At 64.6% G+C, this 22,834-nt stretch carries 23 protein-coding genes and 2 tRNA genes; 9 read left to right on the top strand and 16 right to left on the bottom strand.

Features of this window, described 5'->3' with window-relative positions; genetic code table 11:
- The first annotated feature begins 76 nt into the window (after positions 1 to 76).
- A complete protein-coding gene (locus U0023_RS15210; RefSeq protein ID WP_195904262.1) occupies positions 77 to 997 on the top strand; it encodes an ABC transporter transmembrane domain-containing protein in 921 nt (306 codons plus the stop codon).
- Between the two features lie 63 nt (positions 998 to 1,060).
- Here the strand turns inward: U0023_RS15210 and U0023_RS15205 are convergent, their stop codons facing one another.
- The 3 genes from U0023_RS15205 to U0023_RS15195 all read right to left on the bottom strand — a co-directional run bounded on the left by U0023_RS15205 (position 1,061) and on the right by U0023_RS15195 (position 4,792).
- Complete coding sequence (locus tag U0023_RS15205; protein WP_009764833.1) at positions 1,061 to 1,411, bottom strand: hypothetical protein; 351 nt, start codon at positions 1,409 to 1,411, stop codon at positions 1,061 to 1,063.
- Positions 1,412 to 1,754: 343 nt separating this feature from the next.
- Positions 1,755 to 4,115 (bottom strand): HWE histidine kinase domain-containing protein, encoded by a 2,361-nt coding sequence (locus U0023_RS15200; RefSeq protein ID WP_009764832.1) that lies wholly within the window; start codon positions 4,113 to 4,115, stop codon positions 1,755 to 1,757.
- A 602-nt stretch (positions 4,116 to 4,717) separates the two neighbouring features.
- A tRNA-Gln gene (locus U0023_RS15195) sits at positions 4,718 to 4,792 on the bottom strand.
- Positions 4,793 to 4,941: 149 nt separating this feature from the next.
- On the opposite strand from U0023_RS15195, the gene U0023_RS15190 reads away from it, so the two are divergent.
- Positions 4,942 to 5,018 (top strand) — tRNA-Pro (locus U0023_RS15190).
- Positions 5,019 to 5,112: 94 nt separating this feature from the next.
- On the opposite strand, the gene U0023_RS15185 is transcribed toward U0023_RS15190, so the two are convergent.
- Positions 5,113 to 5,436, bottom strand: a complete 324-nt coding sequence (locus U0023_RS15185) for a hypothetical protein (RefSeq protein ID WP_009764831.1) — start codon at positions 5,434 to 5,436, stop codon at positions 5,113 to 5,115.
- Between the two features lie 597 nt (positions 5,437 to 6,033).
- Between U0023_RS15185 and U0023_RS15180 the strand changes: the two genes are divergently transcribed.
- Positions 6,034 to 6,435: a DoxX family protein gene (locus tag U0023_RS15180; RefSeq protein WP_009764830.1), complete on the top strand. Its 402-nt coding sequence runs from the start codon at positions 6,034 to 6,036 to the stop codon at positions 6,433 to 6,435.
- A gap of 62 nt (positions 6,436 to 6,497) precedes the next feature.
- On the opposite strand, the gene U0023_RS15175 is transcribed toward U0023_RS15180, so the two are convergent.
- A complete protein-coding gene (locus U0023_RS15175; protein ID WP_009764829.1) occupies positions 6,498 to 7,196 on the bottom strand; it encodes a putative membrane protein in 699 nt (232 codons plus the stop codon).
- 172 nt (positions 7,197 to 7,368) lie between these two features.
- Here U0023_RS15175 and U0023_RS15170 point away from each other — a divergent pair, with 172 nt between their 5' ends.
- Positions 7,369 to 7,659, top strand: a complete 291-nt coding sequence (locus U0023_RS15170; RefSeq protein WP_009764828.1) for a hypothetical protein — start codon at positions 7,369 to 7,371, stop codon at positions 7,657 to 7,659.
- Between the two features lie 79 nt (positions 7,660 to 7,738).
- On the opposite strand, the gene U0023_RS15165 is transcribed toward U0023_RS15170, so the two are convergent.
- Positions 7,739 to 8,347, bottom strand: a complete 609-nt coding sequence (locus tag U0023_RS15165) for a biotin transporter BioY (RefSeq protein WP_009764827.1) — start codon at positions 8,345 to 8,347, stop codon at positions 7,739 to 7,741.
- A gap of 209 nt (positions 8,348 to 8,556) precedes the next feature.
- On the opposite strand from U0023_RS15165, the gene U0023_RS15160 reads away from it, so the two are divergent.
- Positions 8,557 to 9,468: an MBL fold metallo-hydrolase gene (locus tag U0023_RS15160; protein WP_040639721.1), complete on the top strand. Its 912-nt coding sequence runs from the start codon at positions 8,557 to 8,559 to the stop codon at positions 9,466 to 9,468.
- Here the strand turns inward: U0023_RS15160 and U0023_RS15155 are convergent, their stop codons facing one another.
- From U0023_RS15155 to U0023_RS15145, 3 genes are read right to left on the bottom strand one after another with little or no spacing between them, the layout of a single operon-like run.
- Positions 9,469 to 10,248 carry a DUF1499 domain-containing protein gene (locus U0023_RS15155; RefSeq protein ID WP_009764825.1) on the bottom strand — a complete coding sequence of 260 codons (780 nt, stop codon included), beginning with the start codon at positions 10,246 to 10,248 and terminating at the stop codon, positions 9,469 to 9,471.
- Positions 10,248 to 11,330, bottom strand: a complete 1,083-nt coding sequence (locus tag U0023_RS15150; protein WP_009764824.1) for a M48 family metallopeptidase — start codon at positions 11,328 to 11,330, stop codon at positions 10,248 to 10,250. Before U0023_RS15150 ends, U0023_RS15155 begins: the two co-directional genes overlap by 1 nt.
- Positions 11,331 to 11,338: 8 nt before the next feature.
- A complete protein-coding gene (locus U0023_RS15145) occupies positions 11,339 to 12,589 on the bottom strand; it encodes a YjgN family protein (RefSeq protein ID WP_052600706.1) in 1,251 nt (416 codons plus the stop codon).
- 200 nt (positions 12,590 to 12,789) lie between these two features.
- Between U0023_RS15145 and U0023_RS15140 the strand changes: the two genes are divergently transcribed.
- The 3 genes from U0023_RS15140 to U0023_RS15130 all read left to right on the top strand — a co-directional run bounded on the left by U0023_RS15140 (position 12,790) and on the right by U0023_RS15130 (position 14,545).
- Positions 12,790 to 13,278 carry a MarR family winged helix-turn-helix transcriptional regulator gene (locus U0023_RS15140; protein ID WP_009764822.1) on the top strand — a complete coding sequence of 163 codons (489 nt, stop codon included), beginning with the start codon at positions 12,790 to 12,792 and terminating at the stop codon, positions 13,276 to 13,278.
- Positions 13,279 to 13,285: 7 nt separating this feature from the next.
- Positions 13,286 to 14,131, top strand: a complete 846-nt coding sequence (locus U0023_RS15135) for a patatin-like phospholipase family protein (protein ID WP_009764821.1) — start codon at positions 13,286 to 13,288, stop codon at positions 14,129 to 14,131.
- A gap of 225 nt (positions 14,132 to 14,356) precedes the next feature.
- Entirely contained in the window at positions 14,357 to 14,545 is a 189-nt protein-coding gene (locus U0023_RS15130; RefSeq protein ID WP_009764820.1) for a hypothetical protein, read from the top strand.
- A gap of 67 nt (positions 14,546 to 14,612) precedes the next feature.
- Here U0023_RS15130 and U0023_RS15125 read toward each other — a convergent pair whose 3' ends face one another.
- Entirely contained in the window at positions 14,613 to 15,200 is a 588-nt protein-coding gene (locus U0023_RS15125) for a L,D-transpeptidase (protein ID WP_009764819.1), read from the bottom strand.
- 196 nt (positions 15,201 to 15,396) lie between these two features.
- Here U0023_RS15125 and U0023_RS15120 point away from each other — a divergent pair, with 196 nt between their 5' ends.
- Positions 15,397 to 16,338: a histone deacetylase family protein gene (locus tag U0023_RS15120; RefSeq protein WP_040639365.1), complete on the top strand. Its 942-nt coding sequence runs from the start codon at positions 15,397 to 15,399 to the stop codon at positions 16,336 to 16,338.
- A gap of 15 nt (positions 16,339 to 16,353) precedes the next feature.
- Here the strand turns inward: U0023_RS15120 and ribB are convergent, their stop codons facing one another.
- From ribB to U0023_RS15090, 6 genes are all read right to left on the bottom strand, one after another.
- Complete coding sequence (gene ribB, locus U0023_RS15115; RefSeq protein ID WP_083861556.1) at positions 16,354 to 17,643, bottom strand: 3,4-dihydroxy-2-butanone-4-phosphate synthase; 1,290 nt, start codon at positions 17,641 to 17,643, stop codon at positions 16,354 to 16,356.
- Between the two features lie 370 nt (positions 17,644 to 18,013).
- On the bottom strand, positions 18,014 to 19,129 hold the full coding sequence (gene aroC, locus U0023_RS15110; protein ID WP_009764816.1) for a chorismate synthase: 1,116 nt from the start codon (positions 19,127 to 19,129) through the stop codon (positions 18,014 to 18,016).
- A gap of 467 nt (positions 19,130 to 19,596) precedes the next feature.
- A complete protein-coding gene (locus U0023_RS15105; protein ID WP_009764815.1) occupies positions 19,597 to 20,016 on the bottom strand; it encodes a hypothetical protein in 420 nt (139 codons plus the stop codon).
- 48 nt (positions 20,017 to 20,064) lie between these two features.
- Complete coding sequence (locus U0023_RS15100; RefSeq protein WP_009764814.1) at positions 20,065 to 20,658, bottom strand: histidine phosphatase family protein; 594 nt, start codon at positions 20,656 to 20,658, stop codon at positions 20,065 to 20,067.
- Positions 20,659 to 20,683: 25 nt separating this feature from the next.
- Positions 20,684 to 21,508, bottom strand: a complete 825-nt coding sequence (fabI, locus tag U0023_RS15095; RefSeq protein WP_009764813.1) for an enoyl-ACP reductase FabI — start codon at positions 21,506 to 21,508, stop codon at positions 20,684 to 20,686.
- A gap of 349 nt (positions 21,509 to 21,857) precedes the next feature.
- Positions 21,858 to 22,805 (bottom strand): DnaJ C-terminal domain-containing protein, encoded by a 948-nt coding sequence (locus U0023_RS15090; protein WP_009764812.1) that lies wholly within the window; start codon positions 22,803 to 22,805, stop codon positions 21,858 to 21,860.
- Positions 22,806 to 22,834: the final 29 nt, after the last annotated feature.

Genomic DNA, 22,834 nt, shown 5'->3' with positions numbered 1-22,834 from the left:
GCCGCAGGCGAGCCACTGGAGATGGCGCCGGTCGACCTCTCCCAACGTGGAGAACATCGGAGAAACCCCCTTCGGCTTGTTCGACTTCATCATTCGGGCAAGTGGCTGGCACCAGCTTGGGCTGGCGCTCCTGTCAGGCCTGACCTTCGCCACGGCGGTTGTCCCCCTCGAGCTGCAACGACGCATCATCAATGACACGCTTCGAAGCCACAGCGCCCGTGATATCGCGACACTGGCCGGGATCTATGTGGCGATCGCGCTCGCCGGAGGCGTGATCAAGCTGATCATGAATCTGTACCGGAGCTGGGTCGGGGAAAGTGCCGTGCTGCACCTGCGGAGTTCGCTTCTCGCGGATCTCGTCGAGCTGGAAACCGAGCATCAGCCGATGAGGGATGGAATCAAGGTCTCACTGATCATGGATGAGGCCGATCCCATCGGCGGGTTCGTGGGGAGCTGCATCTCGGAGCCGCTGCTTCAGGGTGGAATCCTGGTCAGCGTCTTCGGCTACCTGATCCACCTGCAACCGCTGCTGGCCTCCGTCACGCTCCTGGTCTTCTCCCCTCAACTTGTCTTCGTTCCGCTCATGCAGCAGGCCATCAACCGCCGGGTCAGCGCCCGCATTGGAGCACTGCGCCAGATCAGCATCGGGATCATGGGCGGCTATAGGCACAATTCTTCACCGAGTCTTCGAGAGAGTGCCTTGGTCGAGATCGTCTTCAGTTTGAACATGGGCGTCTACAAGCTGAAGTTTTCGATGAACTTTCTCATGAATTTCATGCACCAACTCGGCATCTGCGCCATTCTGACCATTGGCGGCTACTGGGTCATCCATGGCAAGACGGAGGTGGGAACGATCGTCGCTTTCCTGTCGGGGTTGAACCAGATCAATGATCCATGGGGCGATCTGGTCAACTGGTTCAGAGACCTGCAGGTCACACAGACCAAGTACCGCAGAATCGTGGGAGCGGTCCTGGATCTTCAGGCCAAGGGCGCCTGAGCCTTTCCGCGAAACGGGCAGGATCCCTTGAGGCTTTCCAGATCGGCGATCAGGCCCTCATGATCACTGACCGAGACATCCGAGGCTTGCGAACGTTCGCCCGCTTATGGAGGTCACCTGACAGGAGGCGGACGTCACCGGCAGGACGATCGCCATGTTGTTCGCCGACGGCCCAAGCGGCGGAGCGAATGCTATGGGATCGAAGGCGCTCCTCGGCACATAGGTCGAACCGACGAGATAGACCGGCACAGGGCGAGAAAAGCCGCGCGGTGTCACTCTGAGGACAAGAGGGCGGCTCTGCTCAACTCCTCGGGTGTTGGATTGCCCTCGGGTGTTGGATTGGGCTTCGGCTCGTAGGGGAGAGATGACGAAAGCGACTGCGGTCACGATCAGGATTGTAAGTGCGCTGCGCATGAGCTGCCCTCCTTATCCTGGGCAGGCCTGTCGGGATGCATCGTCCAGAGATATTTCCCGCGGCATCCATCGTGGAGCGGAGCCTCCATTCCCAAATGGTGCAGGGGCCGGCACGAGCATCGCATGAGGACAAACTCTGTGATCGATGCGGTGTTCCTCGGTCGCTGCTTGGCCAGACTACGCTGGCGTGCGCCATCTGCTTGACCGTCCGGGACATCGTCTTGACATTGTGGGACATGGATCTCTGAACGAGCCGGTTCAGCCGCCCGTCACGCCGAGTCTATCTCCCGGGAACGGCCGAATGCAGCCGAGGGAGAGATCCTCCTCTGCCCAAACTCGTTCATCAGCCAATCGGAGCGTCGACCGTACAGATGACGCCCGTCGAGGCGAACTCGATACGAACGTCGCCATCCAGGTCCAGGGCAAGGCTTCGCTCGATCAGCCGGCTCCCAAATCCCCTTCGCGTCGGCATTTGAACCGGAGGTCCTCCGCTTTCCTCCCAACGGAACCGAAGGCGTGCGGGAGCGGTCCCGTCGATCTTCCAGTTCATCCTGATCTCGCCTGTCGCATTGGAGAGCGCACCATACTTCACCGCATTCGTCGCAAGCTCCTGGAGCACCATGGCCACGGCCAAAGCCATCCGCGGCGGCAGGCGAACCTTGGGTCCGCTCAGATGCAGCCGGTCCTCGCCTCGGTTGCTGTAAGGCTCGACCGCCTGGGCTGCGATCTCGCGCAGCTCTGCTCCCTCCCAGTTTTCCAGAGTGAGCACGTCGTGCGCCCGAGAAAGCGCCAGCAGCCGCCCTTCCAGAGCAGTCTTGGCGTCGTCCATCGTTCGCGCATTCCGAAGCGTTTGCCGGGCGATGGACTGCACCGTAGCCAGCGTGTTCTTCACGCGATGATTGAGTTCGTTGATCAGGAGCCGCTGGTGCTCTTCGCTGCGCTTGATCGCGTCGATGTCCACGATCACCGCCAAAGCGCCGCTCACACGCCCGGCGGAATCGCGAATGGGAATACCGCTGACCCGGGTCCAGCTCTCCTGGCCGTCTGGCAGGCGGTGCAGGAACTCGACGCCTTTGACCAGCTCGCCACGCAAGGCACGCGCACTGGGATACTGGCTTTTCGGCAAACGGCAGCCCTGATCGTCATGGGCGATCCACTGCTCGGCACCCTCGGCCACTCTCGACGGAATGACGGCGTCCGGCCGGTAACGCCGGAAGGCTGGGTTCGCCAGCACCGTTGTCCCCTGCGCGTCGACAAGTGCCACGCCCACGGTCAGGTTCTCGATCAGCGTCGCGAGGCGGGTCCGCTCCTGCGAGAGCTGCATCGCGAGCCCCTCGATGGACTCTTCGGCCTGTCGGCGGGCCGTCACGTCGCTGGCGGCGCCGAACCATTCCACGACCTCACCATCCTCCCGCAGGATCGGCAATGCGCGCGAGTGGATCCAGCCGAATGTTCCGTCTGCCCTGCGCACGCGATGCTCCAGCTCGAATATGCCCTTGGCCCGGATCGCTTCGTGAATCGCCGCCATGACCTGCGGCTGATCATCGGGGTGAACATAGCTGCTGAGCCATGTCTCGTTCGGGCCCACCGCATCCTGGAGCAGCCCCCTTCCCTCGAGCTGGCGCAGCTCGGTCCAGTCGGGGCTCATGCGGTAAACCACGTCGGAGCTCGCCGTGACGAACGCACGGAAGCGCTTTTCGCTGTCTGCAAGCGCGCCTTCGGCCCGCGCCCGCTCGACAGCCGACCAGGTGCGCGCGGCGACGTCCTCGATCAGCTCGACCTCTTCGGTAGACCAGCGGTGAGCGTCCCGAAAGTTCACGTACAGGGAGGCAGTGAAGCGTCCAGCGCGGACCAGCGGCACCGACACGAAGGCGCGGGTCTCGATCGCCGCCCAGGTGGCATGAACCTGCGCCGGGTCGGCCGCAAGGTCGTCACAGACGTCGATCCGCCCCTTTCTCTGGCGCGCTATGCTGTCGGGACCGAATGCGCGAAGCGAATAAGTCCCGACGAGGGGTTCCACGCCATCGACGAAGCACGTCTCGCAGACGATGGTCTCATCATCGGCCTGCACCTCGCTGTATCCGACCCGGTTGGCACCCAAATGCTGTCCAAGCGCCTCGACGGCCGCCGTCATGACGGCGCGCGGGTCCGAAAGAACGCGAAGCGTCTCCTCAAGCCCGATGCGAAAAGCCTGCCGCCGCTCGGCGAGGACTTGGCCCGTTGTTTCGGCAACCGCACAGAACATGCCAGCCACCCGACCGCTCTCGTCGCGCACCGGGGAGTAGGAAAATGTGAACCACGTCTGCTCGTCGAATCCCTTGCGGTTCATGAGGAGCGGCAGGTTCTCCCGATAGGTGGCCTCGCCGGCCAGAGCCGCTTCGATCAGCGGAGAGATATCCGGCCAGATCTCGGACCAGACGTCATGGAAGCGCGCGCCGAGCGCACGGGGGTGCTTGGCACCGAGGATCTCCGCATAAGCATCATTGTACAAGAAGCCGAGTTCGGGCCCCCAGGCGACGAACATCGGGAACTTTGAGCCGAGGATCAGACCGACCACCGAGCGCAGCGATTGGGGCCATGTCGACGGCGCGCCGAGCGGCGAGGCCGACCAGTCGTGCGTCCGCATGAGGGAACCGGTCTCGCCACCGCCCGACAGGAAATCGAGCGCCGTGGGATCGCTCTCGCTCGACAGCCTAGTGTCCATCGGGAGGATCCTGGGCCGATTGCAGCTTCCGCCCCAATCGAAACCCGTCCTCGTCGAGGAACCGCGGGGCGACCTGAACGACCTCGCCTGCGCGGCGGAGTCCGGATGCGACCTTGCTGTCGAGAAGGGCTTCAAGCTCGGGCGTGAGCAAGACGTTACGAGTTTTGCAGGTTCTCATATAAAGCGAGATCGAAAGCCAGAGCTGGTGTCAACGATTGGTATCTGAACTAGCTCCCGGCCACCTCAAAGCAAGAGGCCGAAACGGGATCAGCCTCCCACTCATCGTGTCCGGCTGCCTACGGACATCGACTGATTGGGTCGGACCCCGACCGGCAAGCTGCCGCGCCCCGGGACCAGTGGACAGCGATCACGCCAAGCGGGTCACCTGCGGGCTTGGTCTGGCTGGAGAACGGCCGCCCCACTCGCTTTTACGATCGCTCAGAACCGTAGTTTAGGCCGCGAGTCGGCAACGACATCAATCGCCCACAACGCGACGCAGAAGATGGGAACCGGCCGGCATCCGTGTGGACGTGCGCAGCAGGACGGAGCGCCTCGCCCGAAATCAGGAGAAAAGCTTTCGGTTTCAGGAACTTAGCATGGGATGGCTGGGGCGCCAGGATTCGAACCTGGGAATGGCGGTACCAAAAACCGCTGCCTTACCACTTGGCGACGCCCCAACAGATGTGGCGTGTACATAATCGGCCCGATGGCGGCTGGCAACACCGTTTTGCGGGTGGTCAGATATCTCGAAGAAAGACCGAATTCTCCCCTTGCGGCGTCCCCGCCCCGCCGCTATAAGACCGGCCTCCCGGGAATTTCTCGGTGTCGGAGTGTAGCGCAGTCTGGTAGCGCACCACGTTCGGGACGTGGGGGTCGCAGGTTCAAATCCTGCCACTCCGACCATTCTTCTCCCCAGTCGAAATGGTCGATCGAGCCGCAGGTTAGAGTGCCTGGCGGATGCGGGTTACGGCTCGCAAGGCGCCCTGTGTGGCGCCTCTCAATGGGTCGAGAAGCGTCCATCCTCCTGATAAGTTTCGTAGTGCAGGGTCTGGGCAGGGGCCGCCTCAAGCGGGCGCTCGGCCTTGGGCCAGTCTTGGGACATCTCGCTGGTTTGAGGCATGTAACGCGGACGGAACCGCAGGTCGACGAGACTGCGCAGCTCCGGAGCCGCCAGATCCAGCACATTCGCGTCGCGCCAGCGGCGATGCGGCCTGGCCTTGCCGAACATCCGGCTCCAGAAGCCCATCACCTCTTCCTCGACCTGCAGAACGATGCGGCCGGTGAAGGTCTTGCGAAGATTGAAACGTCCCGTCAGAGCCATGCGACTCTCCTCAACTCTCGATTCTTCAAAACGCGGATCGCCTTAGGCGCTGCTAACGATCAAGGATCATCCAACCCTGGCGCAGGCACTCGGTTGAATGCTTTCCTGTTAGCCAATGCCGTTGCACAGCAAGGGTTCCTGCCTTTCCAACCATCGACAAGTTGTCACAGGAGCGATGTGCGTCAGGTCACGAACGCGTGCTGTTCGACCTTAAAATAAGGCGCCCGGGCGAAGGTTCAGCGGAAAGGATGATCAAAAGATTGGGAGAAGACGAGGCTTTGAGATTCATACGACGCGACGAGCGACTGGCCGACAATCGGCATCACGCACGACGCGGCTTGGCGGTGAGGTCGATGGTGACGAGCTGCCCGGTTTTCGGATCGAGGATGGTCATTCAAGCCTCCTGTTCTGTTGGCGTAGGAGAAACGCCCGACTCGTGAGCCGGATCAAACCGAGTTGGGAACGTGGTAAGCAACTCGTTACCGGAAGCTTCGCGTTGGAGGCTGGGAAGATCCGGGCGGAGCCTGTATCGGGACCTCACTAATGGGCGGACCGGACAAACCATCCGCCCCACCATCTGAAGCTTGGAGATTCCTGATGAATACCGATCGGCTCGAGACCGTCTGGGCGCCGCGCCTCCTCAGCATCCTGCGCATCGTCGCCGCTCTCATCTTCATGGCGCACGGGACGCAGAAGCTCCTCGGCTTCCCGGCCTCTCCCAATCCCGGTCCGGCGGCCTTCAGCCTTCCCTGGATTGCAGGAGTTCTGGAAATCGTCGGCGGAGCGCTCCTGGTCCCCGGCCTGTTCGTGCGCCCGGTCGCGTTCGTGCTCTCGGGCCTGATGGCCGCCGCCTATTGGATCGCCCACGCTCCGCGCAGCTTCTACCCCGTCCTGAACGGCGGCGATGCCGCCATTCTCTACTGCTTCGTGTTCCTGTTCATCGCAGCGGCCGGCGGCGGTGCATGGAGCCTGGACCGGACCTTCCGCGCCGGCCGCTAAGGCCGGTCGCCCCCGCGAAGACATCGGAAAGCGAGTGGCAGGAGATATCTTCCCTCGCCTTCCTATTCAGGTTTCGTGCCCGTCGGGCGGCGAAGACGCTCGTCCTCCAGCTCGACATGGAGCGTTGCGTCGTCATCGTCCTCGTCGAAGGGGATGGGCATGAGATCGGTGGTCAGGCCCGTGGTGGTCGAAGCGGCGGCACCGATCGGAGGAGCCGGAGCCTCATCCCGCTCCCTCGCCGCCTCCCTTTCCTCTTCGCTCGGCTCGATCTCGCCCTCGTCGTCGAGAATGCGTACGACCCTGTCCCTCTGCGCCTCGTCGACCTTTACGGTGACCAGCGCTCCGCCGCGACGGACGCCTTCCGCATAATTCTGCGCCTCCTCGTCGCCGAGCCCGGCATCCACCAGGGCGCCCGTGAGGCCGCCGACGGCGGCTCCGGCGCCGGCTCCCACGAGGGTCGAGACGATCCACCCCGCGGCGATCACGGGTCCAAAGCCGGGAACGGCAACCGTGCCGAGCCCCGCCAGGAGACCGGCTCCGGCCCCGGCGACCGTGCCGGCCGCCGCGGTGGCTCCGGCGAACTCATGCGGCGCTTCCTCCTTGTCGAAGGAGCGGGTTGCGTGATGCGTGTAGGCATCGTTGAAATTGTTGGAGACGAGGCTGATCTCGAAATTCGGCACATGGGCTGCCTCGAGCCGCTGCACCGCCCGCGCGGCTTCGTCGTAAGTATCGAAGAACGCGGTGATTCTGCGTTCGGCCATGGGAGCCCTCCTGTTTCGAAGCGGTCGCAGGGCTAATGAGCGGCTGGCCGGGCCGGTTCCCCTTGCGCATCGCCCGGGCGCATGCGCGTCCATGCCACCTTCCAGCGCAGGACATTCCTTGATACATTCCAACAAAAGGTACCCGAAAAGGGTGATTTGGGGGCTTCCCGTTATGCGACATATCCACCTGGATGACGGCCTGCGGCTGCGTTTTCCCGGCCGCACCGAAGATTTCGATCAAGGTGTCGAGATCGGCATGATTGCCGTGCTGATGGATCAGGGATTGGGCGAATTCTCGCGCTGGATCGCCCGCTCGAACCTCAGCCAGGTCGAGGCCATCGCCAAGCAGATGGGCTACCGCATTGAGGACAATGGCGGCGACGAAGAATGGGCCGACATCGCCTTCCTCTATGGCACCACGAAGGCCAAGCCCAAGCTCCGGCTGGTCCATTCGGTCGGCTGACCGGCCAGCCTGATCCCAACCTCAAAAAGAAGAAGCCGCCCGAAGGCGGCTTCCGGAACACGTCCTTTTGAGGAGCCGATCAGGCCCTGCCGCCGCGGCGGGTCACGGACCAGGCAGCCTGCATCAGGGCCACGGCCAGGGCTGTCTTCACGAGGGTTGCCGCCATGAAGGGAGCCGCACCGACGGTCCAGGCCTTCGCGAAGGGCATGACCAGCGACAGCTGACCCAGGCCGAAGGCGAAGATCACTGCGTGACCGATGATCATCATGATGATGACGCGCGGGAGCGAACGATCCCAGCCACGTTCGGCCATGAAGCCCATCACGACGGCCGCAGCCAGGAAGCCGATGAGGAAGCCGCCGGTGGGGCCCATCATGTAGCCGATTCCAGCCGTCGGGCCGGCGAAGACCGGCATGCCCATGGCGCCCTGAACGAGATAGAGGCCGACGGTCGCGCCGCCGAGGCGCCAGCCGTAGGACGCACCGATGAGCAGAACGACCAGGGTCTGCAGCGTCAGGGGAACGAAAGGCAGCGGCACCTGAACCTTGGCGGAAAGAGTGAGAAGCGCCGTGCCGGCCGCCATCAGAACGATGGCGCGAAGGGCCGCGAAGCGGGCATCGTCCCGGGACGGCCAGAGCAGGCCGACGAGGGTCGACGGAGAAGACAGCGAAGAGACGCCGGTCGTCATGAATTGAATCTCCAGATCGTTCCGCCATTCGCGCGGCGGCTCATGAAGCCTTATACGGAGGTCCGGCCCTTGCCTCAAGCGAAGGTTCGGGCATTTGCCGGTGCTGTGGACACGCATCGACCCCAAATTCGTTTCCGAACCAACTCCACTTTTCCGCACGATGCGCTAGGAAGCGCCGGATGCTCGGTTGCATCCCTGAGGATTCCTGCATGGCCGACGATCTCATTTTCGACATCCGCGCTCCGGCCCAATCGGGCGAATGCGTGCGCATGAGCCCTCTCGTGCGCAGGATCGTCGCCCGCAATCCGGGGCCCATCACATTCACCGGGACCTGCAGCTACATCGTCGGCTCGGGGAACGTCGCCATCATCGATCCGGGCCCCGCCGTCCCCGGCCATATCGAGACGCTCCTCGACGTAGTCCGGGGCGAGACGGTGACCCATATCCTCGTCACGCATACCCACAAGGACCACTCGCCGGCCGCTCGCGCTCTCAAAGCCGCCACGGGAGCCGAGATCGTCGGCTGCGCGCCGTATCACAGCGCCCGGCCCCTGTTCTCGGGCGAGGTCAACTCGCTGGAGGCGAGTTCCGACAAGGATTACGCACCCGACCGCGAGATGCGCGAGGGCGACGCGGTCGAGGGCCCCGGCTGGACCCTGGAGGCGCTCGCGACGCCCGGACACATGGCGAACCATCTCGCCTTCGTGCTGCCCGAGGAGAAGGCGCTGTTTTCCGGCGACCACGTGATGGCCTGGTCCACGACCGTGATCGCGCCTCCCGACGGGTCCATGAGCGCCTTCATGGAATCCCTCGACAAGCTGAAGGGCCGAGAGGAAACGCTTTATTGGCCCGGCCACGGCGGGCCGGTGCAGGAGCCTCAGCGATTCGTTCGGGCCCTCATCCATCACCGGCGCCAGCGCGAGGCCTCGATCCTCAACCGGCTCAAGGCCGGCGACCGGACGATCCCCGAGATCGTGGCGGCGATCTACCAGGGCCTGAACCCGGCCCTGGTCGGGGCTGCGGGCCTATCGGTCTTCGCCCATCTGGAGGATCTGGTCGCCAAGGGCCAGGCGAGCGTCGAGGGCATTCCCGCCCTGGACAGCGAGTACCGGCCCGCCTGATCAGCGCACCGCGATCGCCAAGTTCGAGGCTTCTTCGAGGAAGTCCCGGATGTAGCCGGCATTGGCGCCGAGATCGTGGCTGCCGAAGCGGGAAGCCGAGCGGATATCGATGCGCGTCCCGTCGACGCGCGGGCGAACCCGCACGGTGATGTCGCTCGGCATCTTGAGCACGCGCGAACGGTCGACCGCCTCCAGCCGACCGAGTCCGATGCGCCCGCCGGGCGGCACGGCTTCGATCACCTGCCAGCCGAGATTGTGGGCGGCCTTCTCCACGATGGCGAAGGCCTCCTCCGGGCCGATATCCAGCGTGAGCGGCGCGATCTGCACATAGGAAGCCCGCTGCATCTCGCGCGCCTCCGGGGCGACGTCGGGCGGGAGGCGCCCGTCACGGGCCGCGAGGGCGGCGCGCGAACGGGAAAAGGCCGGAGGGTCGTCCGTGTCGGTGCTGACATCGGCGATCGGCGGCAAGGTAGCGGCCTTAAGCGCCATGAAGCCCGGATAGGCAAGGACGAGCGCCGCGATGATGAGCCCCTTCACGGCGCTGCCGAGCCCCCGGCGCCCCTCTTGCCAGATGCGGACGAAGCCCAGCAAGGCCATGGCGACTGCCACGAGCGCGATTGCAAGGCCGGCGCCGAGCGCGATGAAGCCCGATGGATAGTCGATTCGGCCGAAGCGGATGAGCAGCGCTGCGAGCAACGTCACGACGAGCGCGAACGATGCCAAGGCGGGAGACCACTTCGCCGGGCGGGAGACCGGTTCTTCGATGATGAGACGGCGCATCAGGTCGTCTTACAAATCTCTTTGAGCGCGCGCCACTCCTCTTGGCTGAGAAGCGGCTCGCCTTGTTGGGACGGTACCTGTTTTTCCAAAGCTTTCAGCCGTTGATCGGTAACCGGGTGGGTAGACAGAAAAGCCGGAATGCTGAAATCGTTCCCGCTCTTCGCATCATCCTTGCCGTCGATGCGTTTGAGCAACAGGGCCATGGCATGGGCGGGCCGCCCCAGAGCCGTCATCGTACGTCCGGCGAAATCATCCGCGGCAGTCTCGGCGTCACGGGAATAGGCGCTGTCGATGAGATAACGGCTGACGAACACGATCGCACCGCCGCCCGTCACGTCGCCGAACAGGAGGCCGAGCAGATAAGACGTGCCGCCGGCCTGGATCATCCTGCGAAGGCCGTCCCGGTGCGCGACATGGCCCATTTCATGAGCCAGCACGCCGGCGATCTCGTCGGCGGATTCGGCTTTCTCGAGAAGCGCGCTGAACAGGTAGATCCGGCCGCCGGGCAGCGCGATGGCGTTGGGCACCTTGGACTCGATCACCGCGACGTCGACATCGAGCGGCGTATCCTGGCTCTTCGTCAGCTGTGCGATCAGTGTCCTCATCGCCGCGTCGCCACGCGTCTCCTCGCAGATCTTGCCGCTGAAGATCGCCCGCACCTGATTGTCCACGGCCTTTCCCAGGTGCCGCTCGTACGAGATTGGGATGAACGGCGTCAAACGCTCCGCCAGGATGGGAAGCAGATAGAACACGCACAGGAGGATGGAGGCCGCCGCGGAGACCGACCAGAACAGGATTTGGCCGGTCCGCTCCCGGCCGTGACCGGTCTCGAGATGGCGGCAATGAAGCCGGATGGTCTCCTGATCGGTCGTGTCCGCGACGTCGAGCCGGGCGAGAGACGGCCCGCTCTCGCAGGTCAATCGCAAGACGCCCTGGGGCGCATCCTTCCGCCTCACGGCCCCAACGGGCCAGGAGGCGATCCATTCGCCCCCCTCATGGATGTCGAGGCTGGTTGCGGTAACCTTCAGATTGACGGTCCTGCGGCGGGCGCTCTCCCCGTCATAGAACACCGCATCCGTCATGGTTTACCTCATATGCCGACGTTGAAGTCGAGCGCGTCCGCAAGGCCTTCGCCGAGCAATCCGGCCGGCTGGCCTGCCGCCACCACGGCATAGATCGAACGAAGGTTTGCGACCGTAGTCGTCATGACGACGGCTGCCCACAGGCCCCGTACGAGGAAGTAGCGTTGAAGGACGCCAAAACCAAGCAGGAAGAAGAGGTAGGCTATGACGATCAGGGTGCCGATGCCGAACGTCGCCACTGTTATCTCGCCGCTCTTCAGCGCCGCCAGAGTGTCCTGAAGGAATATCCCGGCCAGGACGGTGGCGATGCCCACCAGAACGAAAAAAGCGATCGCGAACCCGATGGAGGAAAAGATCAGCTTGAAGAATAGGCCGTAGAACGTGCCAAGTCGAAGCTTGCTCACGATGGTGACATCGCCGAAGCGCAGGCCGTCGATATGCCAGCGTGTGAAGATCGCCATTGCAAGCGGAAGGAGGACCACGCCGGCAACGACAATGACCAGAAATCCCAGAATCATCACCCCTACTAGGGACACTGAGTAGTGGGGTAAGAACATCATTCCGGAAGGAGAAGAGACCAGAATTGTGAGGGCAAGTTCGAAAGCCACGACGACCAATCCCAAAGCCCAGATCCGCCATCCGCGCTTGAACAGCGTCCAGCCCGTCCCGGCGAAGTCACCCCGCACGCTGCCGAAATAGGTTTGGCGCATGCGGTAGCGTTCCAGGGAGGCCGTCGCCCATGGCAGGGCGAGGCCGAGTGTCAGCAAGGTTGCGATATCCCACAGGATCGCGCGGCCGGCATAGGCCCAGCCCGAGCCCTTCATCCAGAACCGGATCCCACGGAACACCGTCCGGCTGGCCCGGTACTTGCGAGCCCGATAGCTGCCGAAATGAGCCAGCACATACATGACGAGGATCAACGGCACGCTGACGAAGGCATACCGTTCCTCGGCCATGAAGGTGAGAATGAAGTAAGCGATGTAGATCGGGCCAAGGACCGCCAAGGCGATCAGGAATCCGATCAGCAGCTCCTTCGCCGTTCCCGTGTATTCGAACGGCTCACCCTCGACCTGCGTATTCGCCCAGAGATGGCGACGCAGCTTGGTGATCATCCAGAAGCGATAGAACCCGAAGGTCGGGATCTGGAACAGGCTGCCGGCGATCAGGAGTTTCAGGAAGTCGCGCCCGCGTCCGGAAAAGGCCATGGAAGAGGCCTGAGGAGCGGAAAGGCGGAAGTCAGCATCGTAAGAGGTCGTCATTTTTTATCGGCCCACCCGGAAGAGTGAGTCATTCGTAACACAATACCAGAACTTGAAAACACCGCTTGGAGACCGCCTCCCCGGTATCCCCGGAATTTCCAAACGGCCGCGAGCACGACGGGCCTCCCTGCCGTTTCACAGGGGTGACGGCACGAACGGTTTGAATGTAAACTATCCGCTTCACCTGGAGCCCAAAGCCTTTGACGTCCCTCTCGCCAGCCCCTGCTCCCGCCGAGAATGCCGATCCGCTGCGGATCTGGTTTCGCTTCATTCGCCTGAATCGCCGGGCGACCAATGCGGTCGCCGCCGAGCTGAAGGAATTGGGTCTGTCGATTCCGCAGTTCGACCTGCTCTCGACGCTTACGGAGCGCGAAGGCATGAGCCAGCAGGAGCTGGCGGAGCGGCTCTACGTCACCAAGGGCAATGTCTCGGGCCTTCTCGACCGCATGGTCGAGGCGGGCCTTGTCGAGCGGCGGTCGATCCCGGGTGACCGGCGGTCCAATGCCCTGTACCTGACCTCGAAAGGCCGCGACCTGGCGAATCACGGGATCGCCGCGCAGCGGGCCTATGTGATGCGCACGCTCGGGACGCTCCCACCTCAGGATCTGGCCGACCTGGAGCGAATCGTTCTCGCCTGGCGCGACATGGCGCGGGCCGAGGAAGGCGCTTCGGGTTCCAAACCCCGATAGGTCCTCGATGTTCGATGCGGTAGCCTTCGCGGGAGGCGGCAATCGCTGCTATTGGCAGGGCGGCTTCTGGGAGGCGGCGGCTCCGCTTCTCGGCCTGAAGCCCGCGATGGTCGTCGGCGTGAGCGCGGGCGCCTGGTCGGCATGCTACAGCCTTCTCGGGCTCGGCCGGCGGGTGAACGAGATGGTGGCGGAGGGCTGCAGCCTGGGGCGCCGCAATTTCGAATGGCGCGCCTGGCGCAGCGAAGGGTCGCCCTGGCCCGTCTCGCTCATGTATCGCAGCCTGATCGAGGCGATCATCGACGAAACCGCCCTGGAGCGCCTGAGGCAGGGTCCGGACACCCTGATCGGGCTTGCCCGCAAGCCGCGCCGCCTACCCCTCTCGCTCGCCATTCCACTCGGCATCGCGACCTATCAGATCGAGAAGAAGTGGCGCTCCCCCGTTCATCCGCGCGGCGGCCGGGCCCTGGGGTTCCGCCCGGAATTCGTCCAGGTGCGGGATCTGGCATCGCCCGCCGAATTGTCGGCCGCCCTGATGGCGAGCGCCAGCGTGCCGCCCTTCATGCCGGTCGGCCGCATCGGCGGCATGGCGGCCCTCGATGGCGGGCTCGTGGACAACGTGCCGACGGAACCCCTCCTCCCGGTCGAGGAGCAGGGCGGCCGGACACTCGTCATTCTCTCGCGCCTCTACCGCGCTTTTCCGAAGGTGAAGGGTCGCACTTATATCCAGCCCTCGGAACCCGTTCCCGTCGGGCAGTTCGACATCTCCAATCCGGCAGGGATCCGCAAGGCCTACGAGATGGGATTGCGGGATGGGGAGGCCTTCGCCCGAGGTGCGGGCGCACACGGCGTCTAGGGACGCCTGACGCTAGAAGATCCCACGGAATGCCCGTCCGTTCCTGCGGTTCGGCAATCAGCCGCGATATGACGGAATGTTGCACCGTTAAGGATTGATTCAGCTTGAATGGTTCATCTGCAGCCAAGCCAGCACATGATCACAGGTCTGCCCCAAAGCGGTCACAGGCGAGCGGATCATAAAACGCAGGTTGATCCAGCAGCCTCAATTTTCCGGAGAGGATCTATGACGCGACAGGTTTCAGAGCAGAATACGCGACCGGGCGAGCAGAGCGCCGCCCGCCCCATCCCGACTTTCAAGGCCGTTGCCCTGCCAGCTCTCGCCGCAGCCGTTCAGGCCGCCAAGCTGCAGCAGAACCCGCCGAAGATCTCCGAGCTTCCCGCGATCCTGCGCAAGGAAGCCATGCTGGACTGAAAGTCCTCCTGAAACCAAAAGAGCGCCCTTGAGGCGCTCTTTTCATGTCCAGCCGGCTCGTCGCGTCTTAGCGAACAATGACCTTCGTATTCAGGGCGACGCGGTTGTAGAGGTCGATCACGTCGATGTTGCGCATCCGGATGCAGCCCGACGACACCGCGTGGCCGATCTTCTCCGGCTCGTTGGTGCCGTGGATGCGGTAGAGCGTGTCCTTGTTGCCCTCGTAAAGATAGAGCGCCCGCGCGCCGAGCGGATTGCCAGGACCGCCCTTCGTGTACTGGACATGCGGCCAGCGCGCCTTCATCTCGGCCGGCGGATTCCAGTCCGGCCACTCGGCCTTGCGGGCGATGCTGGCCGTGCCGGTCCAGCCATAGGCCTCGTCGCCGACGGCAACGCCGTAGCGGATCGCCTTCTTGTTGGGCTGCACGTAGTAGAGCTGGCGCTCCTTGGTGTCGACCACGATGGTGCCGGGAGCCTCGCCCGTGGGATCGTCGATCATGTAGCGGCCGAACCGCGGATCGTCCTCGGCCGTCGGAACCTGCGCCATCCATTCGGTGTCGCGGGCGGAGACCTGAGGATCCGGGATGCCTTTGAAGTTGCATCCGGCGAGGGCCGTGATCATTGCCAAAAGAAGGGGCAGACGGGAAAGGCGCATTGTGTAAAGCTCTGCAAGCTCGGCTCGGGCCAAGACGGACGTCCGTTTCAGCCGGGTTTATAGACCGCTAGGTCGGCAAATCGAATCGAAACACACCATGGCACGGCTCAGCATCCAAGAGTGTTGCATCGCAACAACATAGACAGCCGCTCGTGGTGCTGCGACACTCCCGGCGGCCCTTTACGCAAGAATGCACATGTCGACGCTTTACATCGCCCATCCGGCCAGCCTCGAACACCAGACTCCGATTGGACATCCCGAACGCCCCGATCGCATCCGCGCCATCGAGCGTGCGCTGGAAAAGGAGCGGTTCACCTCGCTCGTCCGCGAACTGGCACCGATGGCCGAGATGGAGAGCCTGACCCTTGCCCATCCACAAGATTACATCGTCCGGCTGCGGGATATCAGCCCCCGAGAAGGGTTAGTCAGGATTGACGAGGACACGGTGATGTCGCCGGGCACCTACGAGGCGGCCCTGCGGGGCGCGGGCGGCGCGGTGCTGGCCGTGGACGAGGTCATGTCCGGCCGGGCGACCAACGCCTTCGTGGCCATGCGCCCGCCGGGTCACCATGCGGAACGCACGCGGGCCATGGGCTTCTGCTTCTTCAACAACGCGGCCATCGCGGCCCGTCACGCCCAGAAGCGTTATGGCGCCGAGCGCGTCGCGATCTTCGACTGGGACGTGCACCACGGCAACGGCACGCAGGACATCTTCTGGTCGGATGCCAGCGTGCTCTATTGCTCGACCCACGAGGCTCCCCTGTATCCCGGCACGGGCGCCCTGTCCGAGACCGGCGCGCACGGCACCATCGTCAACGCCCCCCTGAATGCGGGCGACGGCAGCGAAGCCTTCCGGGAAGCGGTCGAGACCGCGATCCTGCCCCGGATCCACGATTTCGCCCCGGACCTGATCGTCATCTCGGCGGGGTTCGACGCCCATTGGCGCGATCCCCTGGCCAGCCTGAATCTGATGGAATCCGATTTCGCCTGGGCGACCCAGAAGCTGATGGCACTGGCCGAGCGCCATTGCGGCCAGCGGATCGTCTCGGTCCTCGAAGGCGGCTACGACCTCGAAGGCCTGGCACGATCGACCGCCTTCCACCTCGACGCCCTCATGGGGCGCGAGACGGGGGCTTGAGCGAGGCTCAGCGTTTCAGCACTCGATGGGCTCTTCGCTGAGCAGCTCGATCCCGAAGCCGCTGAGCCCGACATAGGAACGGCTCGACGTCGCGAGGTTGCGGATCGACGCGACGCCGAGGTCCCGCAGGATCTGCGCTCCGAGGCCGATCTCCCGCCACTGGCTGGACCGCATGGCTTCCGAGCCCGTCTCGTCGCTGTCGGAGAACGAGGTCGTCGGCACTCCGGCTGTGCCGTCGCGCAGATAGACGAGGACGCCCCTGCCCTCCTTGACGAAGCGCTGCAGGGCGGCGTTCACGGTCTTGCCGCCCTCGAACACGTCGGTAAGCGCATTGGCCCGGTGCAGGCGCACCGGAATGTTCGTGCCGTCGCCGATGCGGCCATGGACGAGGGCGATGTGCTGCACGCTGTCGAAGGGCGTCGAATAGGCATAGCCCGTGAACGAGCCCCATTGCGTTTCGACCGGGAAGGTGGCGATCCGCTCGACGAGCTTTTCCCGCGCCTGACGATAGGCGATGAGATCCGCGACCGAGATGCGCTTGAGGGTGTGCTTCTCGGCGAAGGCGTCGATCTGCGGCCCCTTCATGACCGTGCCGTCGTCGTTGGCGAGTTCGCAGATCACGCCGACCGGCGGCAGGTTCGCGAGTTTGCACAGGTCGACGGCCGCCTCCGTATGGCCAGAGCGCATGAGCACGCCGCCGTCCTTGGCGATCAGCGGGAAGACGTGGCCGGGACGCACGAAATCGGCCGCGCCCATGTTGTTGTTGGCGAGCGCCCGGACGGTGTTCGACCGCTGCTCGGCCGAGATGCCGGTGGTCAGCCCGTGCTTCACGTCGACGGTGACGGTGAACGCCGTGCCGAGCGGCGCGTCGTTCGCCTGCACCATCGGGTCGAGCCGCAGGCGGCGGGCCTCGGAGACCGTGAGCGGCGCGCAGACGATGCCGCAGGTGTTGCGGATGATGAAGGCCATCTTCTCAGGCGTGCAGAGGGAGGCGGCGACGATGAGGTCGCCCTCGTTCTCGCGGTCGTCGTCATCGGTCACGATGACGATTTCACCACGGGCGAAAGCCTCGATGGCTTCGGTAACGGAGTGGGACATCCATGTCTCCTTGGCGGATTCGGGCAGGAAATCGTTGGGCGTGACGGCCCCGCGGGTCTCGCGGGCGATCACTTCGGCGGTGTCGCGGGACAGCCAGGCCTGTTCGGAATTGCACATCTGGGTGATGGCTCCGGGCGTCACGCCGATCCGGCGCGCGAACGACACGCGCGACACGCCATTGCGGGACAACCATTCGGCCAGTTTCATGCCCATGGCTTAGCCGAGGAGTGGATTTTAGTAAAACTAAAATTTGCACGCGAGGCTTTGCAGAAGCGCCCGGAAAAAGCGCCTGGAATGCCGGAGGAGCAACATCGCCTCGACGTCGTCACCGGCCTTGTGCCGGTGATCTCGATGGCTTGAAGCGCCGCGCCTCACCGGATCGGGATGGCCGGCACTGCCCCCGGATCAAGGCCGGGAGGCCATGACGTGAGAAGGTGTCATTCCCGGAAGGACGCGTAGCGAAGGGGAAGGGAACCCACCCGCACGCTCCCCAGCCTGGATCCCCTTCCCGGCCTGCGGCCACCGGGGATGACAAGGGCGCGCTTTCTGGGGTTTGTTCTGATCGGGTGGAAAGGCCTCAAGCCTGGAACGGCCAGGACGGGCCCTGCCCCACTTGGCCCCGATGGCGCAGGAGATGGTCGGCCAGGACGCAAGCGACCATCGCCTCGCCCACCGGCACCGCCCGGATGCCCACGCAAGGATCGTGCCGGCCCTTGGTCCGCACCTCCGCCTCGCCGCCCGTGCGGGTGACGCTCGACCGGGGCGTCAGGATCGAGGAGGTCGGCTTCACGGCGAAGCGGCACACCACGGGCTGGCCGGTGGAGATGCCCCCGAGCACGCCGCCCGCATGGTTCGACAGGAAGGTGGGAGCGCCCTGGTTGCCGGGGCGCATCTCGTCCGCGTTCTCCTCGCCGCGCAGCGCCGCGGCCGCGAAGCCGTCGCCGATCTCCACGCCCTTGACCGCGTTGATGGACATCAGCGCCGAGGCGAGGTCGGAATCGAGCTTGCCGTAGATCGGCGCGCCGAGACCCGCCGGCACGCCCTCGGCCACGATCTCCAGGACCGCCCCGATGGAGGAGCCGTCCTTGCGCAGGCCGTCGAGATATTCTTCGTAGAACTGCGCCGCCTTCGCGTCAGGGCAGAAGAACGGGTTGCGCGCCACCTCGTCCCAATCCCAGTTGCCGCGGTCGATCGCATGCGGCCCCATCTGCACGAGCGCACCCCGGATGGTGACGCCAGGCAGCACCTTGCGGGCGATGGCGCCGGCGGCCACGCGGGCGGCCGTCTCGCGGGCGGAGGAGCGCCCGCCACCGCGATAATCCCGGATGCCGTATTTCACGTCGTAGGTGAAATCCGCGTGTCCCGGCCGGTAGGAGTTCTTGATCTCGGAGTAGTCCTTGGAGCGCTGGTCCACGTTCTCGATCAGGAGCGCGATCGGCGTCCCGGTGGTCACCTGCCGTCCCGTCCGCTCGTCGATGAAGACGCCCGACAGGATCTTCACCTGGTCCGGCTCCTGGCGCTGGGTCGTGAAGCGCGACTGGCCCGGACGGCGGCGGTCGAGCTCCGCCTGGATCTCCGCGGCCTCGAGCGGGATCATCGGCGGGCAGCCATCCACGACGCAGCCCAGGGCAGGCCCATGGCTCTCGCCGAAGGTGGTGACACGGAACAGGTGGCCGAACGTATTGTGGGACATGGCGCTTCTTCGATGTTCAGGGCGTCTTAAAACCAAAGCGCCCCGGTGTCACGCGCGATGCAATCCCGGTTGTCAAAGAGCCAGCACCTTGGGGCCCGCAGCTTGCGCTGCGAGCCTGTCAGGGTTCGAGGGTGGCGTGTCGGGCAGCCCGGCTCGCTTGTGAGTGAGAATGGAAGAGCCGAACTGCTCGTCCCGCACGGTTCTTTTAGGCGTTTCGACTTGGACCAGCACAGGGCTGCCAAGGGCCTCCCGTCGCAGGTGTGCGAGACCTGCGGCAGGACCATTCCCCACCCCACAACTGCGACGCCTCGCGAGCGCGCCCCTCGTCAGGCGGGGATGGGTAACGATATAGCCAAGGTTCATCCCCCTGTCAAGAACAAAGTGAGAACATAACATCACGCTGTCCGCACCCGCTCCGTCATGGCCGCACTTGGTGCGGCCATGACGGAGAGAGTGTCATTCCAAAACTATCGATAGGGATAGCAATCCGCGCGGGTGAGGGTGAGGCCGAAATAGTGGCCCAGCGCGGCGATGGCCTCTTCGTGCTCAGGGTAGGGATCGCGGTTCTCGGGGCCGACGATGATGATCCTGAAGCCCGGGTCGCGGCGGCCTCCCGGCGGCAGCATCGCGGTGACGAGGGTCTTCCCCTCCGCGTCCCTCAAGGTCAGGAACAGGGGCATGGCACGCTGCACATGGGCCCTCAGGCCGATATTCCGCTCGATGAATGGACCGGGGACCGACTGATAGCTATTGGAAGCCGCCTCCCAGGCATTACGGAAATGCTTCTCGACCGCATGGCCCATCGCGTCGGATTCGAGCGCGGCCTCGCCTTCCGTCTCGATCCGGAACCACGTCTTCGCCCCCGGAGCATCGCAGACATATTGCATATCCTGACAACGCAGGAGCGCGGCAAAGGTTGGCGCCGCGCTTTCGCGTCACACCCAGCGGTAGCTGCGCCCTTCGATCATGAGCACCCTGCCCTGCCAGATATCCATGCTGGCGGCCTGCCGCGGATTCACCCCGCAGCAGATCGACAGGAAGGCGCGGGCGACGCCGCCATGGGCGACGATGACCGTGTCGCGGGTGAGATCGTCCAGGATCGGACGCACGCGATCGACCAGCATGGCGTAGCTCTCGCCACCGCCGGGCGGCGCGTAATGCCACTTGTCCTGCTCGCGCAGGGCCGCGAGCGACGGCTCGGCCTTGCGGACCTCCTTCCAGGTCATGCCCTCCCAGGCGCCGAAGGTCAGCTCGACCAGGCGGTCGTCGAGCCTGTAGACCTCGGGATGGAGGCCGAGGGTCTCGCGCAGGATCTCCATGGTCTCGCGGGTGCGGGTCATGGGGCTCGCCACATAGGCGAGGTCCTCGACATGCGATACGAGGGCCTTCAGCTTGCGACCGGCCTCCTCGGCCTGGACGCGCCCGACATCGTTGAGCGGGATGTCCTTCTGACCCTGGAGCCGGCCCTCCAGATTCCAGTCCGTCTCGCCATGGCGAATGAAGTAGATCGTGGGGCGGGACGCGGTCACTGGTCTGAGGTCCGATACGCTGACGTTACTCTTTGTCGAGGGAGAGATCCGGCGCTTCCGGGTTCTTCATGCCGACCACGTGATAGCCCGCATCCACATGCAGGATCTCGCCGGTCATGCCGCGGGACATGTCGGACACGAGATAGGCGGCCGTCTCGCCGACCTCCTCGATGGTGACCGTGCGGCGCAGGGGCGAGTTGTACTCGTTCCACTTCAGAATGTAGCGGAAATCGCCGATGCCGGAGGCCGCGAGCGTCTTGATCGGGCCGGCCGAAATGGCGTTGACGCGGATGTTCTTGGGGCCGAGATCGGCCGCCAGATAGCGCACCGACGCCTCGAGCGCCGCCTTGGCCACGCCCATGACGTTGTAGTGCGGCATCCACTTCTCGGCGCCGTAATAGGTGAGCGTCAGCAGCGAGCCGCCGTCGTTCATCAGCTTCTCGGCGCGCTGGGCGATGGCCGTGAAGGAATAGCAGGAGATCAGGAGCGACTTGGTGAAGTTGCCCTCGGAGGTCTCCACATAGCGGCCCGTGAGCTCGTCCTTGTCCGAGAAGGCGATGCAGTGGATCACGAAGTCGATGGAGCCCCAGAGGCGCTTCACTTCCTCGAACACGGCGTCGATGGTGGCGCCGTCCGTCACGTCGCAATGACCGACCACGTGGGCGTCGAGTTCCTTCGCCAGGGGCTCGACGCGCTTCTTCAGGGCATCGCCCTGATAGGTAAAGGCGAGTTCCGCTCCGTGCTGGCGGGCAGCCTGCGCAATGCCCCAGGCGATCGAACGGTTGTTCGCCACGCCCATCACCAAGCCACGCTTACCGGCCAGAATGCCGGTGGCCTTTGTCTCCGCCATGATTCACCTAGATCGTCACTGGACAGGTCAAGAAAGAACGGCCTCTTTAGCCGACACGGCGGCGGGGGGGAAGACCTCTTGAGCCAGCTTGAGGCGATCCGGCCGTTCTTGAGCCATTCTCTCCACGTCATCACCGGCCCTGTGCCGGTGATCTCGATTGATTAGGGCGCGGCGCTTCACCGGATCGGGATGGCCGGCACTGGTCCCCGGAGCAAGTCCGGGGAGGCCATGACGGGGTGGATGTCATTCCCGGAAGGACGCGCAGCGGAGGGGAAGGGAATCCGCCCTTACGCTCCGCGCCCTGGATCCTCTTCCCGCACTGCGTGCGCCGGGGATGACACCGAGGTCCCTACTTCGCATTCGCCGAGCGGCGCTTGCGGGCGTATTCCATCAGCTCCTCGTCCACGACCTCGGGCAGCCTGATCTCCGTGGTCACGAAGAGGTCGCCGTGGCCGGACTTGGTGGGCAGGCCCTTGCCGCGCAGGCGGAAGGTGCGGCCGGAATTGGTCATGGGCGGGATCTTCATCTCCACCGAGCCGGTCAGGGTCGGCACCCGCACGGGGCCGCCGAGGATCGCCTCCTCGATTTCGACCGGAAGCCGCAGGCGCAGGTCCGAGCCCTCCGGCGTGAAGCGCTCGTGAGGCGCGAAGTCGATCGTGAGCAGCGCATCGCCGGGATCGATCCCGGGAGCGCCCTGCCCCAGGCCGCGCAGGCGGATCACCTGGCCGTTGCTCACGCCCTTGGGGATGACCACGTCCACGTCGCGGCCTGTCGAGAGCTTGATGCGCTTCTTGGCTTCCTGGGCCACTTCCTCCAGGGTCACGGTCAGGGTGGCGGCCACGTCCTCGCCCTTCTGGGCGCGCCCGCGGCTCTGGCGCGGAGACTCGGCGCTCGAGCGGAAGGCATCGGCGAAGAACTGGGAGAAGACATCCTCGCCGAGATCGGCGCCGAATTGGCTCCGGCTCGAACGGCGGGAGCCCCCGCCGAAGCCGGAAAAGCCGCTGAAGCCGGAAAAATCCTCCGGCCGCGCCCCGCCGCGCCCGCCGCCAAAGCCCTCGAACCCCTGGAAGCGCGGCTTGCCCTCGGCGTCGATCTCGCCGCGGTCGAACTGGGCGCGCTTTCCGGAATCGCCGAGGATCTCGTAGGCGGCGTTCGCCTCGGCGAACTTGTCCTTCGCCTTGGGGTCGTCCTTGTTGCTGTCGGGATGATAGGTCTTGGCGAGCTTGCGGAACGCCTTCTTGATCTCCGCTTCGCTCGCCGAGCGGGATACGCCTAGAACGTCGTAGGGGTTTCGCATTGTGGATTCCATGAACCGTCGGAGTGAGA

Origin of the sequence: Microvirga lotononidis, from assembly GCF_034627025.1 — a bacterium.
In the GTDB taxonomy this organism is placed as follows: domain Bacteria; phylum Pseudomonadota; class Alphaproteobacteria; order Rhizobiales; family Beijerinckiaceae; genus Microvirga; species Microvirga lotononidis.
The sequence above is the reverse complement of the archived record's forward strand: the minus strand, read 5'-3'. Positions and strand labels throughout refer to the sequence as shown.

Bases quoted from the DNA above. Each gene is read 5' to 3' on its own strand.
- U0023_RS15205 (WP_009764833.1), bottom strand. From the start codon at position 1,411: ATGCGCAGCGCACTTACAATCCTGATCGTGACCGCAGTCGCTTTCGTC.
- U0023_RS15200 (WP_009764832.1), bottom strand. From the start codon at position 4,115: ATGGACACTAGGCTGTCGAGCGAGAGCGATCCCACGGCGCTCGATTTC.
- U0023_RS15185 (WP_009764831.1), bottom strand. From the start codon at position 5,436: ATGGCTCTGACGGGACGTTTCAATCTTCGCAAGACCTTCACCGGCCGC.
- U0023_RS15180 (WP_009764830.1), top strand. From the start codon at position 6,034: ATGAATACCGATCGGCTCGAGACCGTCTGGGCGCCGCGCCTCCTCAGC.
- U0023_RS15175 (WP_009764829.1), bottom strand. From the start codon at position 7,196: ATGGCCGAACGCAGAATCACCGCGTTCTTCGATACTTACGACGAAGCC.
- U0023_RS15170 (WP_009764828.1), top strand. From the start codon at position 7,369: ATGCGACATATCCACCTGGATGACGGCCTGCGGCTGCGTTTTCCCGGC.
- U0023_RS15165 (WP_009764827.1), bottom strand. From the start codon at position 8,347: ATGACGACCGGCGTCTCTTCGCTGTCTTCTCCGTCGACCCTCGTCGGC.
- U0023_RS15160 (WP_040639721.1), top strand. From the start codon at position 8,557: ATGGCCGACGATCTCATTTTCGACATCCGCGCTCCGGCCCAATCGGGC.
- U0023_RS15155 (WP_009764825.1), bottom strand. From the start codon at position 10,248: ATGCGCCGTCTCATCATCGAAGAACCGGTCTCCCGCCCGGCGAAGTGG.
- U0023_RS15150 (WP_009764824.1), bottom strand. From the start codon at position 11,330: ATGACGGATGCGGTGTTCTATGACGGGGAGAGCGCCCGCCGCAGGACC.
- U0023_RS15145 (WP_052600706.1), bottom strand. From the start codon at position 12,589: ATGACGACCTCTTACGATGCTGACTTCCGCCTTTCCGCTCCTCAGGCC.
- U0023_RS15135 (WP_009764821.1), top strand. From the start codon at position 13,286: ATGTTCGATGCGGTAGCCTTCGCGGGAGGCGGCAATCGCTGCTATTGG.
- U0023_RS15130 (WP_009764820.1), top strand. From the start codon at position 14,357: ATGACGCGACAGGTTTCAGAGCAGAATACGCGACCGGGCGAGCAGAGC.
- U0023_RS15125 (WP_009764819.1), bottom strand. From the start codon at position 15,200: ATGCGCCTTTCCCGTCTGCCCCTTCTTTTGGCAATGATCACGGCCCTC.
- U0023_RS15120 (WP_040639365.1), top strand. From the start codon at position 15,397: ATGTCGACGCTTTACATCGCCCATCCGGCCAGCCTCGAACACCAGACT.
- ribB (WP_083861556.1), bottom strand. From the start codon at position 17,643: ATGAAACTGGCCGAATGGTTGTCCCGCAATGGCGTGTCGCGCGTGTCG.
- aroC (WP_009764816.1), bottom strand. From the start codon at position 19,129: ATGTCCCACAATACGTTCGGCCACCTGTTCCGTGTCACCACCTTCGGC.
- U0023_RS15105 (WP_009764815.1), bottom strand. From the start codon at position 20,016: ATGCAATATGTCTGCGATGCTCCGGGGGCGAAGACGTGGTTCCGGATC.
- fabI (WP_009764813.1), bottom strand. From the start codon at position 21,508: ATGGCGGAGACAAAGGCCACCGGCATTCTGGCCGGTAAGCGTGGCTTG.
- U0023_RS15090 (WP_009764812.1), bottom strand. From the start codon at position 22,805: ATGCGAAACCCCTACGACGTTCTAGGCGTATCCCGCTCGGCGAGCGAA.